The organism is Lysobacter sp. yr284 (genome assembly GCF_900107375.1).
Classification (GTDB): Bacteria; Pseudomonadota; Gammaproteobacteria; order Xanthomonadales; family Xanthomonadaceae; genus Lysobacter.
On record NZ_FNPT01000004.1, the window covers coordinates 1 to 13,928 of the forward strand.

The window sequence follows — 13,928 nt, forward strand, 5'->3', positions numbered from 1 at the left end:
GCGACCGCGAAAACGCAACTACGACGAAACTGTCGCAGTCGCCGTTGTGGCGCGGTCGCGGCTTGCGCCGCTCCTACAGGGGGCGTGCCGCGGTGGGTTCGGCCTTTGGGTGTTCTTACGTGCGATCACAAGCGAACATCAAGGGCTTCCGTCCGCAAGCGGCCGGGTCACTTTCTTTGTCCAAAGCCACAAAGAAAGTAACCAAAGAAAAGGCATTGCTGTTTCGAATCAAGAGCCACTAGGTCCAGCACCGGGCGCGGGGCCGCGCCATAAGGGGCATCCTGCCCCATGGCGCGCGTGCGCATCCATGCGCACGCCCTGCGGGGCTGCGAAACTTTGGCCTCGGGTGGAGATGCGTCAAAGCGAACAGCCACAGCCACAGCCACAACAGCAACAGCAGCAAGATCTATGGTTGCGCCAACATCTACGGCTACGGGCGCCGCGCCCGCACCCGCTGAAGCGGCTTCCGATCGCGCGGTATCACCACCGACGCGACGGCGGGTCGGCGACGAAGCCTTCGGGGAAGGCGCGCGGGGTGTCGGGGCGGTAGCTGCGGTCGGGATAGCGCGGCACCACGCCGCGCGCGACCAGGGCGGCGTAGTCGTCGTAGCGCAGTTCCAGCACCTGGGCCGGCGAACGCGTGGCGCGGACGAATTCGGTCTGCGACACCGGCGACCATTCGCGCGCGCCATGGCCGGTGCCGATGGTCTGCGCCTGCGCCGCGGTGTCGGCGACGGATTCGCGCGAGCGCTCGGCCGCGGGGGCGGCAGGGGCCGCGTTGCCGGCGGCGCGGCCTTCGGCCTTGGCCGCGCCGTTCTGGGTGCGGGCGTAGGGCGGGTACGGATAGGGCGACGGGGTCGGGTAGACCGGACGGTAGCGCTGGCGCTCCTGGAACACCGCCGCGCCGATCACGCCGACGTTGTCGGGCCGGCCGGTGCGCGCGGCGTAGCTGTCGCCCAGGTCGGTGAAGACGAACTGGGCGACGTCGTCGAGCGACTTGCGCCAGCCGTTGATCTCGGTCGACTGCCACGCATCGAGCACGTAGCCCGATTGCGACGGGCTGGCGGTCTGGCCGCTGACCGCGTTGACCCCGTCCACCGACAGCACCACCAGCACGCGGTCGCCGGTGTTGTTGGTGAGGCGGACCGAATAGCGGTGGCCGGGCGTGCCGGCGATCCACTGCTGGCCGCGCCAGGACCAGTTCGGCAGCCAGTCGCCGTTGTCGCGGTCGATCACCGCCACGTCGACCAAGGGCCGGGCCTGGACCGGGGTGCAGGCGCCGGCGGTCAGCGCGGCGGCGGCGAGCAGGGCGAATGAGCGGAACATGGCGGATCTCCTGTGGGGCCGCGCGCGGCGCGGCGGGGCCGGGGTCGCAGGCTGCTAACGCGGGGCCGGCGCGGGCGGGGTTAGGCCGCGTCGCCGCGGAGCCGCGTCCGCAGTCGCCGTTGCCGGCGGTTTAGCCAGACGCGCCGCCGCGCCGGCCACGCTCGCCCGTCGCCCGCCCGCGCCGATCCGCGCCGGCGTACGCACCGCGCGCGACGCGAGCCGCTACACTGGCCTGTCAGGCTCCATCGCAGATTTCCCCATGACCCAGACCCGCGTCCTCACCGGCATCACCACCTCCGGCACTCCCCACCTGGGCAACTACGTCGGCGCGATCCGCCCGGCCGTGGCCGCCAGCCTCGAACCGGGGGTGGAGAGCTTCTACTTCCTGGCCGACCTGCATGCGCTGATCAAGGTGCAAAAGCCCGAGCGCGTGCAGCGTTCGACCCTGGAGATCGCCGCGACCTGGCTGGCCTGCGGGCTGGAGCCGGACAAGGTGTGGTTCTACCGGCAGAGCGAAATCGTCGAGATTCCCGAGCTGGCCTGGTTCCTGACCTGCGTCGCCGGCAAGGGCATCCTCAACCGCGCCCACGCCTACAAGGCCGCGGTCGACAAGAACCGGCTGGAAGGCGAGGACGACGATGCGGCGATCACCGCCGGATTGTTCATGTACCCGGTGCTGATGGCCGCCGACATCCTGGTGTTCAACGCGCACAAGGTGCCGGTGGGGCGCGACCAGATCCAGCACATCGAGATGGCGCGCGACTTCGGCCAGCGCTTCAACCATCTGTACGGCGAGCATTTCGTCCTGCCCGAGGCGTTGATCGAGGAAAGCGTGGCGACGCTGCCCGGCCTGGACGGGCGCAAGATGAGCAAGAGCTACGACAACACCATCCCGCTGTTCGCGCCGCGCGAGGAGTTGAAGAAGCTGATCTACTCGATCGTCACCGATTCGCGCGCGCCGGGCGAGCCCAAGCAGACCGAGGGCTCGGCACTGTTCCAGATCTACCAGGCCTTCGCCAGCGAGGAAGAAACCGAGGCGATGCGCCGCGCCTTCGCCGAGGGCATCGCCTGGGGCGAGGCCAAGCAGGCGCTGTTCGAGCGCATCGATGCGGAGATCGCGCCGCTGCGCGAGAAGTACGAGGCGCTGATGGCGCGGCCGCAGGACATCGAGGCCTTGCTGATCGACGGCGCGCAGCGGGTGCGCGAGCGCTACGGCAAGGCCAACATGAAGCGGCTGCGCGAAGCGGTCGGGCTGCGCGACCTGTCCAACGCCGGCGGGCTGTCGCTGGCGGAGGAAACCAAGGCCGCGGCGGTCGCGGCGTTCAAGCAGTACCGCGAGGCCGACGGCCAGTTCTACTTCAAGCTCGCCGCCGGCGACGAGGTATTGCTGCAGAGCCGCGGTTTCGCCGCGCCCAAGGACATCGGCCAGTTGATCGGCCGGGCCAAGAGCGAGGGCTCGGACGCGCTGTTGGACGTGTTGCTGGCGGCGAGCGAGCCGGTCGACGCCGCCGCGCGCGCGCGCGTGGCGCAGGCGCTGCAGGCGATCCGCGACGCCGAGGACGCCGCGCGCCAGGCCAAGGCCGCCGCCGCGCAGGAGCGCGCCGCTTCGTGAGCCGCTTCGTCGAGCTCAACCTGGCGTTGATCCTGTTCCTGCCGTGGTTCGCGATCCTCGGCGCGCTGTTCTGGCTGTACCCGCGGCGGCCGCGCAATCCCGCGCGCCAGTTGTTCGACGCGGTGTCGCTGGCGGTGTCGGTGTGCGCGTTCGTGCTGACGGTGCATTGGGCGCACCTGCACGCCGGGCGCGAATACGGGGCGATGTGGCCGCAGATCCTGGCCACCTCGCTGGGCTACGGCGTGTTCCTGGCGGTGCTGACGGTGGCGTTCGCGCTGCGCTGGCGCTGGTTGCGCGGGGTCAAGGACTATCGCGAGTGAGCGATCGGGTTGGGCGGCGAGATCCTCTGTGGGAGGCCTTCTGTGGCAGGGCATCTGTGAGAGGGCCTTCAGGCCCGATGCTTTTCGATCCGACGCGGTGAAGCCGCAGGCAATCTGAGCCGAAATCGTCGGGACTGAAGTCCCTCCCACACCAACAACCGTTGCCGGCCCGCATATTCCGACCAAAGCCGCATCGCCGCGCGGGTGCGCGCCGGCCTAGACTGGGGGCCGGTCACCGCCCCGCCATCGCCATGAGCGCAGCCACCGCTTCCGTCACCGAACACGGCGTCGTCACCGTCGATACCGGCTTCCAGCGGCCGCTGTTCGATGCGGCCTATTTGGTGGTCGAGAACGGCCGCGCGGCCTTCATCGACTGCGGCACCCAGCATTCGATCCCGGCCCTGCTCGCCGCGCTCGACGCGCAAGGGCTGGGGCCGGACGACGTCGATTGGCTGATCCTCACCCACGTCCATCTCGATCACGCCGGCGGCGCCGGCGCGTTGATGCGGCGCTTGCCGAACGCGCGTCTGGCGGTGCATCCGCGCGGCGCTGCGCACATGATCGATCCGGCGCGCTTGGTCGCCGGCGCCACCGCGGTGTACGGCGAACAGGAGATGGCGCGCAGCTACGGCGAGATCGTGCCGGTGCCGGCGCAGCGGGTGGTGGTGGCCGGCGACGGCCACGTCGTCGACCTGGCCGGCCGCGCGCTACTGTGCGTGGACACGCCCGGGCATGCCCGCCACCACCTGTGCGTGTGGGACGCGCGCAGCCGCGGCTGGTTCACCGGCGACACCTTCGGCTTGTCGTACCGCGAATTCGATTCGCCGCGCGGGCCTTTCATCCTGCCGACCAGCTCGCCGGTGCAGTTCGAGCCCGAGGCGCTGAAGCAGTCGATCCGCACGCTGCTGGCGCGCGATCCGGCGTCGATGTACCTCACCCACTACGGCCGGGTCGGCGATGCGCAGCGGCTCGGCGCCCAGCTGATCGAGCAGCTCGACGACATGGTGCGGATGGCGCGCGCCGCGCAGGCCGGCGGCGAGGGCGTGCACGCGCGCTTGACCGCGGCGCTGGCCGATTACTACGCGGCGCGGGCCCAGGCGCACGGCAGCGCGTTGAGCGATGCGCAGGTGCGCTCCGCGCTGGCGATCGACGTAGAACTCAATGCGCAGGGGCTGGAAGTGTGGATGGCGCGCGGGTAGGGCGAGGATGGCGATAGCGGGAAAGATCGCGGCGGTGGCCGGAACGACGGATGGGCGTATGCCGCAGGGAGAGGCCAGGCGGCCGCCGAAGCGGGGCCGCTGGAACCAGCGCATGCCCGGCAGGGTAGGGGCCGCGACGGGGCTGCCCGGCTGGCGGCTGAACTGGGGAGGCCCGCGTCGCCGCAGCCCGGTTGCCGTCACGATCGCTGAATCGCCGCGGCAGTAGCCTGAACCGGCCCGAGCCGAGACGCCCCCGCGACCGTGTCCCGTCCCCGCCCGCTGCATGTGGTGCCCGAACCGCCGCCGCCCACGCCGGCCGACGAGAGCGCGCGTCTGCTCGCGCTGGACGCCTACGGCTTGCTCGACAGCGTCGCCGAGAGCGCCTACGACGACATCGTCCGCCTCGCCGCGACCCTGTGCGACACGCCGGGCGCGGCATTGGCGCTGCTCGACCGCGAGCGGGTCTGGTTCAAGGCGCGCATCGGCGTGGCGCCGAGCGAGCTGCCGCGCTCGCATTCGATCTGCTCGGAACTGATCTGGCAATCGCAGCCCGGACGGCTGCTGACGATCGACGACGTCGCCGGCGATCCGCGCTTCGCCCCGCTCGGGCTGGGCCTGGAGGACGGCCGCGCGTTGCGCTTCTATGCCGGCGCGCCGTTGTGGACGCCCGACGGCCATCCGCTGGGGACGGTGTGCGTGCTCGACGCGGTGCCGCGACGCCTGCGCCCGGCCCAAGCCGAGGGCCTGGCGGCGCTGGGGCGGCAGACCCAGCATTTGTTCGAACTGCGCCGCTACGCGCTGGAACAGCGCCGCCTGCTGTCCGAGCGCGAGGCCTTCGCCCAGCAGATGGAAAGCGCCCAGGCCGACCTGCAACGGCGCAACGAACAACTGCAGCACAGCGCCAGCCACGACGCGCTGACCGGCCTGCTCAACCGCAGCGCGCTGGCGCAGCTGCAGGGCAGCCCGGACACCGTGCACCGGCTCGGCCGCGCGGCCTACACGCTGATGCTGATCGACGTGGATCACTTCAAGCAGGTCAACGACCGCCACGGTCACCTGCTCGGCGACCGCGCGCTGCGCGCCGTGGCCGACGCGGTGGCCGCCTCGATCCGCGACGACGACGTCGCCATCCGCTATGGCGGCGAGGAATTCCTGGTGGTGCTGCCGGGCACGCGGCTGGCCGATGCGGCCGAGGTCGGCGAGCGCATCCGCCGGCGGGTGGCGCGCTCGTCGCTGCCGTTCGCGCTGACCGTGTCGATCGGCATGGCCGCCGGCGAGCCGGGCCGCGACGCGCCCGACCAGGTGTTCGACCGCGCCGACCAGGCGCTGTACCGGGCCAAGGCCGGCGGCCGCGACCGCCTGGTCGCCGACGAGGGCTGAGCGGCCGGTCGCGGCGACGCAATGTTGACGCAATGCCGATGCGGACAATCGAGGCCAAGACTTGGATCGGAGCGTTGCCCGCATGAGCCAGCCGCTGTCTCCCGCCGCCCGCGCCGCCGCCGTTCCGGCGCGCGGCGACTACTGGTCGTTCCTGCGCTCGTGGTCGCGCGCGCCCGGCCGGGTCGGCGCGATCGCCCCGTCCGGCGCCGCGCTGGCGCGGCTGATCACCGCGCAGATCGACGCCGATACCGGCCCGGTGCTGGAACTGGGCCCCGGCACCGGCGTGTTCACCCGCGCCCTGCTCGAACGCGGGGTGGCCGAGCGCGACCTGACCCTGGTCGAGTACGGCCCCGAGTTCGCCCAGATGCTGAGCGAACGCTTCCCGCAGGCGCGGGTGCTGTGCGCCGACGCGCGCCGGCTGCGCCGCACGCCGCTGTTCGGCGCGGCCGGCGCCGGCGCGGTGGTCAGCGGCCTGCCGCTGCGCAACCTGCCGCCGCGCCAGCGCCTGGCGGTGTTGCTGGGCGCGTTCGCGCAACTCGGCGAGGACGGCGCCTACTACCAGTTCACCTACGGCTTGAGCTTCCCGCTGCCGCGCGCGTGGCTGGAGCGCTACGGCTTCAAGGTGCAGCGGCTCGGCGCGGCGCGGCTGAACCTGCCGCCGGCCTCGGTGTACCGGGTCACCCGCCGCCGCGACTGGCGCCTGATGGGCGTGTGAGCGCGGGCGAAGACACCGATGGCACGGTACGCGGCAGGCATCGGCGGGCGATGATCGGCGCATGCGCATCCTGCTGATCGAAGACGAACCCGAACTGGCCGCGGCCCTGGTCGCCGCGCTCAAGCGCTACGGCATGGTTGCCGACCACGCCGGCAGCCTGGCCGAAGGCGAGGCGGCGGCGGCGAGCCAGGCGCACGATGTGATCGTGCTCGACCGCGGCCTGCCCGACGGCGACGGGCTGGCGCTGATCCCGCGCCTGCACGCGCGCGGGCTGGACACGCCGGTGATCGTGCTGACCGCGCGCGGCGATCTCGGCGACCGCGTGGTCGGGCTCGACGCCGGCGCCGACGATTACCTGGTCAAGCCGTTCGCGGTGGAGGAACTGCTGGCGCGGCTGCGCGCGCTGCGCCGGCGGCCGCCGCGCGCGGAGACCGACAGCGTGCGCATCGGCAAGCTCGCCTTCGACCTGGACGCGCGCACCGGCGAGGTCGACGGCCGCGCGTTGGAACTGCCGCGGCGCGAACTGCTGCTGTTGGAGGCCTTGCTGCGCCGGCGCGGCCGCACCGTGCTGCGCGAGGTGATCGAGCAGGCGGTGTACGGCTACGACGACGAAATCCAGTCCAACACCCTCGACGCCCACGTCTCGCGCCTGCGCCGGCGCCTGGTCGAGGCCGGCGCCGGGGTCGAGATCCACGGCATCCGCGGGGTCGGCTATCTGCTGCGCGAAAGCGCGCTGCAGGAGGACGCGTGAACGCCGCCAGCTCGCTGCGCGGGCGCCTGCTGTGGCGCATGCTCGGCCTGCAATGCCTGCTGCTGACCGCGTTCGGCGTGCTGGTGGCGCTGAGCCTGCACGCGGCCAACCTCGCGGTGGACGAGGACAACGCGGTGGAAGTGCTGCAGAACGCGCTGCAGCGCGACGCCCACGGCCGCCTGAGCCTGCGCGACACCGCCGACCTGCGCGAACTGCGCGAGGAAATACCGCGGCTGTGGTACGTGATCCGCGACGAGGACGGGCGCGAGCTGCGCCATGGCCCGGTGCCGACCGAATTCGCCGGCATCGGCGGCGCGCTCGACCGGGTCAGCCAGGCGCGGCTGGGCTATCTGTTCGGCGACGACCGCATCGCCGGCGCGCGGCTCAAGCGGGTCGACGCCGGCTTCGGCCAGGTGCGGATCCTGACCACCGAGAAGGGCCGGGTGATGTCGTCCTCGCGGTTGATGTGGATGGCGCTGTCGCTGTTCGCGACCTTGATCCTGCCGCTGCTGGCGGTGATGGCGCTGGTGACCGCGATCGCCACGCCGATAGTGGTGCGCTGGTCGCTGCGCAGCCTGGAACCGGTGATCGCGCAAGCGCGTGCGCTGGACGTGGAGCGGCGCGGCGCACGCCTGCCCGAGGCCGGCGTGCCCGACGAAGTGCGGCCGCTGGTCAGCGCGGTCAACGGCGCGCTGGCGCGCTACGACGACGGGTTCGAACGGCGCCGGCGCTTCCTCGCCGACGCCGCGCACGAGCTGCGCACGCCGATCGCGATCCTCAGCGCGCGCCTGGAATCGATGCCGGCCTTGCCCGAACGCGAGCGCCTGCTGCAGGACGTGGCGCGCATGTCGGTGCTGGCCGAGCACCTGCTCGACCTGCAGCGCCTGGACCGGCCCGAGCCGCAACTGGAAGCGCTGGACCTGGGCGAGATCGGCCAGCGCGTCGCCGCCGACCTGGCGCCGTTGGCGATCGCCGCCGGCTACGAGCTGGCGTTCGACGCCCTGGCCAGGCCGGTGCCGGTCAACGGCGACGCGCTGGCGCTGGAGCGGGTGCTGGTGAACCTGGTGCAGAACGCGATCGAATACGGCGGCAACCGCGGCACGGTGACGATCCGGGTGGCGATCGAAGGCAGCGACGGCGTGGTCGAGGTCTGCGACGAAGGCCCGGGCATTCCGCCGGCGCACCGCGAGCACGTGTTCGAGCGCTTCTTCCGCCTGCAGCCGCACGAGCGCGGCGCTGGGGTCGGCCTGAACCTGGTGCGCGACATCGTGCGCCTGCATCGCGGCGCGGTGGAGGCGACCGACGCGCAGGGCGGCGGCGCGTGCTTCCGGGTGGCGCTGCCGTTGGCGGCGAAGGCGCGCGGCGAATCCTGAGTTCGCAGCGTTGTGTTTGTGGGAGGGCGTTCAGGCCCGATGCTTTCTTTTTAGGTCGTCGCGCACTGCAACGAAGGCGTCGGGCCTGAAGGCCCTCCCACAACGCAGGTCGCGGCTCAGTCCCAGACGTTCGGCGCCGGCCCCACCTCGGGATGGTGCATCTTCACCACGCAGAAGCGATGCCCGGTCGGCGCCTGCATCACCCACCAGCGCTTGACGAACTTGAGCTTGGTCGCGCCGAGTTTCTCCAGCCGCGCGGCCTCGGCTTCGATGTCGTCGGCCTCGATATCCAGGTGCACGCGCGAGGGGTGGTCGACCTGCTGCACCGCGACGTACAGATGCGAAGGATGCTTCTCCAGGCTGACGTAGAGCGCGCCCTCGTCGTCTTCGGCCTCGCCCGGCGGCAGCCCGAGCGCGCCGCCCCAGAAGCGCGCGGCCTGGTCGATCTCGCCGGTCTCGCAGTCGATGATGAATCCGGCCAAGCGGCTGCGGTGCGCCATGGGCTGTCTCCTGTGCGGGTGGACGGCCAGCCTGCCTCGTTCGCGGCCGCGGCGGTAGTGTCGGTGCGCGGGTTCAGCGGCGCGGATGCTCGCGTTCGCGACTGTCGCCGTCGCCGTCGCAGATAGTCCGGATCGGGTGCGTGGCGACAACTCGCCAGCACGAGCGCCGGCTACGACGCGAACCCGGCGATGCGTTTTTGGAGGGCTTTCTTGAGCGTCTGCGTCCTGGCGTGCTTGAGCAGGGTTTCCAGCACCGGCAGGGTGCTGTGCGGGCTTTCGAGCACGAACGCGTGGAAATGCGCGTCGCCGGCGCGGATCAGCGCCTCCACGCCGGCCAGATCGCGCGGCGCCGCCAGGAAGCCGGCGATCTGCTGCTCGAGCCGGTAATGGTCTTCCGCGGTCTGCTCGCTCATGTCCTGCTCGAACAGGGCCAGTTCCAGCGCATCGCCGGCCTGGCGGGTGGCGAACAGGAACAGCGAGAAGCCGACCTGGAAATGCGCGCGGATGTCGGCGCGGTTGGGCACGTAGAACTGCTTGAGGAACACATACAGGCCGCCGTCGGCGCGCACCGGGATCGCGCCGGCATCGCGTTTCCAGCGCGGCTTCGCGCTCAGGCAGGCGATGGCCGAGGGCGCGACCATGTCCGCCATCGCGTCCTCGTTGGTCGCCTCGGCGGCGATCCACATCGTGCTGCGGTGGCGCTCGCGCTGGGCCAGGCGATGTTGCAGTCTCTCGCCGTCGGCGCGGTGTTCGTGCACCGCGTATTCGCTGCGCCAGGCCTCGGGGCCGTACAAAGGAACGGGGACCTTGACGCCGTAGATGGAAAATTCGCGCGCGGACCTCACGCCCAGCGTCGCGGCGTCGTCCGCCGACAACGACCACTGCGCCAGCAGCGGCGAGGGCCGGCCTTCGATCGTCGGCGGCGTTCGAGAAGACAAGGGCGGCAGGCTCGTTCGATCAGGCTGCGGCGCCGGGCCTTGCGTACACGCAAGGCCGGATCGTCGCGGATGCGTCCGGCCCGCACGTCGGGTGCGGGCCGGACGCGACGATCAATTGGCGCGCGCCAGATCGTCGATCATCGCCTTTAGGAACCGCGCCGCCTCGCCGCCGGTGCAGGCGCGGTGGTCGAAGGTCAGCGACAGCGGGATCACCTTGTGCGATTCGAACCCGCCCATCACCGGCGTCATCTGGTGGCGGCCCTTGCCGGCGGCGACGATCGCCACCGTCGGCGGCACCACCACCGGGGTGGCGTAGCGGCCGGCGAACATGCCGAAGTTCGACAGCGAGATGGTGTAGCCGCTCAGCTCCGAGGCCGGAATGCTGCGGTCCTCGACCTGCACGCGCAGGCGGTTGATCGCTTCGCGCACGCCGCGCGGATCGAGCACGTCGGCATTGCGCAGCGCCGGCACGAACAGGCCGTCGTCGGTGTCCACGGCGATGCCGATGTCGACGTGCGGATGCAGGGTGCGGGTGAGCTTGTCGCCGTCGAACCAGGCGTTGAGCGCGGGCACGGCCTTGCACGCGACCACGATCGCGCGCACCAGCCGGCCGGTGATGTCGTTGCCCGGCGCCCAGGCGTGGATGTCGGCGTCGTCGGCGAGCGTGGTCGGCACGACCTTGCTGTGCGCGTCGGCCATCACCCGCGCCATGTTGCGGCGCACGCCCTTGAGCTGCTCGGGCTGGCCGGTGACGGCGGCGCCCGGCGGCTGGGTGCGCATCGGCCGGCCCGATTGCGACAGGGTGCTGCGCGCGGGCGCGGCGGCGGGCGCGGGCGCTTCGGCGACGGCGGCCGCGCGCGGCGCGACCGCGGCGGCCGGCGCGGCGCCGATCTTGGCCGAACCGTCGGCGGCGGCGCGCTTGACGTCGTCGCTGCTGACCGTGCCGTCGGCGCCGGTGGCGCGCACGCGGCCCAGGTCGACGCCGAGCTTGCGCGCCAGCGCGCGCACCGCCGGCATCGCCTTGACCCCGCCGACCGCGACCGCCTGCTCGCTGCGCACGGCATCGGAGGACTGCATCGCGCCGACCACGGTGCCGCTGTCGGCGCGTTCGCCGGCTTCGGCCTTGGCCGGCGCTTCTTCGGTCTTGGCGGGCGCGGGCGCGGCGGCCGGCGCGGCATGGCCGCCGCCGTGGTGATGGCCGGTGTCCTGGCCGTCGGCGCGCTGCGGCATGTTCGGATCGATCTCGAACTCGGCCAGCATGGTGCCGGTGACGATCACGTCGCCCGCACCGCCGGCCAGCTTGAGCACCTTACCCGACACGGGCGAGGGCACTTCGACCACCGCCTTGGCGGTCTCCATCGACACCAGGGTGTCGTCGAGGCGGATGGTGTCGCCGACCTTGACCGCCCATTCGACGATGGTCGCGTCGGGCAGGCCTTCGCCGAGGTCGGGAAGCAGGAAGGTCTTGGTATCGCTCATTGCCGGTCGTCCCTAATTGAATGCTTTCGAATGTCGTTGTGTTCGTCGCGGCCCGGCGCCGGGTTCGGGCGCGATATCGCTGCGCGCGCCGACGCGCGCCGGACGGTGCAGCGATCCGGCGCGCGGCGGGGAACCCGGGGCGAACGCATCGCTCAGCCGTGGCCGAGCGTGCGCTTGGCCGCGGCGACGATCTTGTCGACGCTGGGCAGGTACTTCATTTCCAGGCGGAACAGCGGGATGTGCGTATCGAAGCCGGTGACGCGTTCGACCGGCGCGAGCAGGTCGTACATCGACTCCTCGGCCAGGCGTGCGGCGATCTCGGCGCCGAAACCGGCGGTCTTGGGCGCCTCGTGCACGATCACGCAGCGGCCGGTCTTGGCCACCGATTCGGCGATGGTGGCGAAGTCCAGCGGCTTGAGCGTGGCGACGTCGATGACTTCGGCGCTGATGCCCTCGCCGGCGAGCTTGTCGGCCGCTTCCAGGGTTTCCTTGACCTGCGCGCCCCAGCTGACCAAGGTGATGTCGCTGCCGTCGCGCAGCACGTAGCACACGTCCAGCGGCAGCGCTTCGCCGTCGTCGGCGACGAGTTCCTTGTACTGGCGGTAGATGCGCTTGGGCTCGTAGAAGATCACCGGGTCCGGATCGCGGATCGCGGCGAGCAACAAGCCGTACGCGCGCGCCGGCGAGGACGGCAGCACCACGCGCAGGCCCGGCACGTTGGTGAACAAGGCTTCGTTGGCTTCGCTGTGGTGTTCCGGCGCGCGGATGCCGCCGCCCCACGGCACGCGCAGCACCAGCGGGCAGGTCAGGCGGCCGCGGGTGCGGTGGCGCAGGCGCGCGGCGTGGCAGATCAGGTGGTCGAGCATCGGATAGACGAAGCCGTCGAACTGCGCTTCGGCCACCGGCTTCATGCCCTGCGCGGCCAGGCCGACGCTGAGGCCGGCGATGGTGGTTTCGTCCAGCGGCGTGTCGAGCACGCGTTCGCTGCCGAAGATCTGCTGCAGGCCGGCGGTGGCGCGGAACACGCCGCCGTTGACGCCGACGTCCTCGCCCAGCACCAGCACGCTGGGGTCGTTGCGCATCTCGTAGGCGAGCGCCTGGGTGATCGCTTCGATCAGGGTGATCGCGGCCGGCGTGGCGGCCGTCTGCGCAGTGTCGATCTTGCTTTGGGTGGCGGCGTTCATCGACGGTTCTCCTGCAGCGCCTGCTCGCGTTGCGTGGCGAGGTCCGCCGGCATGTCGCCGTAAAGGAAATCGAACATCGCCTCGACCGGCTGCACCGGCGTTTCCAGGTAGGCGTTGATCTCGATGTCGACCTTCTTGCCGCATTCCTCCAGCCAGGCTTTTTCCAGTTCCTCGTTCCACACGCCCTGATCGGTCAGATAGGTGCGCAGGCGCGGCATCGGGTCGCGCGTCCACGCGTCCTTGACCTCGGCGTCGTCGCGGTAGCGGCGCGCGTCGTCGGCGGTGGTGTGGTCGTGCAGGCGGTAGGTCATGAACTCGATCACGCTGCCGCCGTCGCCGTTGCGCGCCAGTTCGGCGGCGCGGCGCATGCCTTCGAGCACCGCGATCAGGTCGTTGCCGTCCACTTGCAGGCAGTACAGGCCGCCGGCCAGGCCCTTCTGCGCGAGCGTCTTGGCGCCGGTCTGCGCCTTGCGCGGCACCGAGATCGCCCAGCCGTTGTTGATCACGCACAGGATCAGCGGCAGTTGGTAGGCGCCGGCGGAATTGAGCGCGGCGTAGAAGTCGGTCTTGGACGAACCGCCGTCGCCGCAGCAGGCCACGGCGAGGTTTTGTTCCTTGCGCAGCTTGAACGCGAGCGCGGCGCCGGCGGCGTGCAGGCACTGGGTGGAGATCGGCACCGACCAGGCGAAGTCCTTGCGCGGAACCGCGAAGTCGTTGCCGCGCTCGTCGCCGCCCCAGTACATCAGCACTTCGCGCGGCTGCACGCCGCGCATGAACTGGGCGCCGTATTCGCGGTAGCTCGGCGCGAACACGTCGTCGGGTTTCATCGACGCGCCGATGCCGACATGGGTGGCTTCGTGGCCCAGGCAGGCGGCGTAGGTGCCGAGCTTGCCGGTGCGCTGCAGGGCGATGGCCTTGCTGTCGAAGGTGCGCACGAACAGCATCTGCTTGAACAGCGGCAGCAGGGTGTTGGCGTCCTTGAACGCGGCCGGAATCTCGGCGACGGGTTTGCCGTCGGCGCCGAGGTATTGGAGGTATTCGATTTCGAACGTCGCGGCGACGGTCATCGGGAGAAGGTCCTCACGGGTGGGGATGAGGTCCGAATCGTTCCGGTCCCGGATCCAGTGCCGGGCGCGCTGGTCAGCTTCAGA

14 protein-coding genes are annotated in these 13,928 nt (G+C 71.3%); 8 read left to right on the forward strand and 6 right to left on the reverse strand.

Going from position 1 to position 13,928, the window contains the following annotated elements; all coding sequences use genetic code 11:
- Positions 1 to 242: hypothetical protein (locus BLV01_RS26580; RefSeq protein ID WP_217633476.1), on the forward strand; the 242-nt coding region annotated here is incomplete at its 5' end.
- 238 nt (positions 243 to 480) lie between these two features.
- On the opposite strand, the gene BLV01_RS08435 is transcribed toward BLV01_RS26580, so the two are convergent.
- The gene (locus BLV01_RS08435) at positions 481 to 1,326 is read right to left on the reverse strand and encodes a hypothetical protein (RefSeq protein WP_091797399.1); all 846 of its coding nucleotides are present in this window, start codon (positions 1,324 to 1,326) and stop codon (positions 481 to 483) included.
- A gap of 259 nt (positions 1,327 to 1,585) precedes the next feature.
- On the opposite strand from BLV01_RS08435, the gene BLV01_RS08440 reads away from it, so the two are divergent.
- The 7 genes from BLV01_RS08440 (at position 1,586) to BLV01_RS08470 (ending at position 8,676) form a co-directional block, all read left to right on the forward strand.
- Positions 1,586 to 2,938, forward strand: coding sequence for a tryptophan--tRNA ligase (locus tag BLV01_RS08440; protein ID WP_091797401.1), 1,353 nt, complete (start codon positions 1,586 to 1,588; stop codon positions 2,936 to 2,938).
- A complete protein-coding gene (locus BLV01_RS08445) occupies positions 2,935 to 3,258 on the forward strand; it encodes a hypothetical protein (RefSeq protein ID WP_254782561.1) in 324 nt (107 codons plus the stop codon). Before BLV01_RS08440 ends, BLV01_RS08445 begins: the two co-directional genes overlap by 4 nt.
- A 251-nt stretch (positions 3,259 to 3,509) precedes the next feature.
- Positions 3,510 to 4,457: an MBL fold metallo-hydrolase gene (locus BLV01_RS08450; RefSeq protein WP_091797402.1), complete on the forward strand. Its 948-nt coding sequence runs from the start codon at positions 3,510 to 3,512 to the stop codon at positions 4,455 to 4,457.
- 261 nt (positions 4,458 to 4,718) lie between these two features.
- Positions 4,719 to 5,837 (forward strand): GGDEF domain-containing protein, encoded by a 1,119-nt coding sequence (locus BLV01_RS08455; RefSeq protein ID WP_139178567.1) that lies wholly within the window; start codon positions 4,719 to 4,721, stop codon positions 5,835 to 5,837.
- An 82-nt stretch (positions 5,838 to 5,919) separates the two neighbouring features.
- A complete protein-coding gene (locus tag BLV01_RS08460; RefSeq protein WP_091797404.1) occupies positions 5,920 to 6,552 on the forward strand; it encodes a class I SAM-dependent methyltransferase in 633 nt (210 codons plus the stop codon).
- A gap of 61 nt (positions 6,553 to 6,613) precedes the next feature.
- Positions 6,614 to 7,303, forward strand: coding sequence for a response regulator (locus BLV01_RS08465; RefSeq protein WP_091797405.1), 690 nt, complete (start codon positions 6,614 to 6,616; stop codon positions 7,301 to 7,303).
- Positions 7,300 to 8,676, forward strand: coding sequence for a sensor histidine kinase (locus BLV01_RS08470; RefSeq protein ID WP_217633477.1), 1,377 nt, complete (start codon positions 7,300 to 7,302; stop codon positions 8,674 to 8,676). The genes BLV01_RS08465 and BLV01_RS08470 overlap by 4 nt, the downstream gene beginning before the upstream one ends.
- Positions 8,677 to 8,792: 116 nt before the next feature.
- On the opposite strand, the gene BLV01_RS08475 is transcribed toward BLV01_RS08470, so the two are convergent.
- The 5 genes from BLV01_RS08475 to pdhA all read right to left on the reverse strand — a co-directional run bounded on the left by BLV01_RS08475 (position 8,793) and on the right by pdhA (position 13,844).
- A complete protein-coding gene (locus BLV01_RS08475; RefSeq protein WP_091797407.1) occupies positions 8,793 to 9,176 on the reverse strand; it encodes a VOC family protein in 384 nt (127 codons plus the stop codon).
- 170 nt (positions 9,177 to 9,346) lie between these two features.
- The gene (locus BLV01_RS08480) at positions 9,347 to 10,114 is read right to left on the reverse strand and encodes a hypothetical protein (RefSeq protein WP_139178568.1); all 768 of its coding nucleotides are present in this window, start codon (positions 10,112 to 10,114) and stop codon (positions 9,347 to 9,349) included.
- 111 nt (positions 10,115 to 10,225) lie between these two features.
- Positions 10,226 to 11,593, reverse strand: a complete 1,368-nt coding sequence (locus tag BLV01_RS08485; protein WP_091797412.1) for a dihydrolipoamide acetyltransferase family protein — start codon at positions 11,591 to 11,593, stop codon at positions 10,226 to 10,228.
- A 152-nt stretch (positions 11,594 to 11,745) separates the two neighbouring features.
- Positions 11,746 to 12,777 (reverse strand): alpha-ketoacid dehydrogenase subunit beta, encoded by a 1,032-nt coding sequence (locus tag BLV01_RS08490; RefSeq protein WP_091797416.1) that lies wholly within the window; start codon positions 12,775 to 12,777, stop codon positions 11,746 to 11,748.
- Positions 12,774 to 13,844, reverse strand: a complete 1,071-nt coding sequence (gene pdhA / locus BLV01_RS08495; protein ID WP_091797419.1) for a pyruvate dehydrogenase (acetyl-transferring) E1 component subunit alpha — start codon at positions 13,842 to 13,844, stop codon at positions 12,774 to 12,776. Before pdhA ends, BLV01_RS08490 begins: the two co-directional genes overlap by 4 nt.
- Between the last annotated feature and the right edge of the window lie 84 nt (positions 13,845 to 13,928).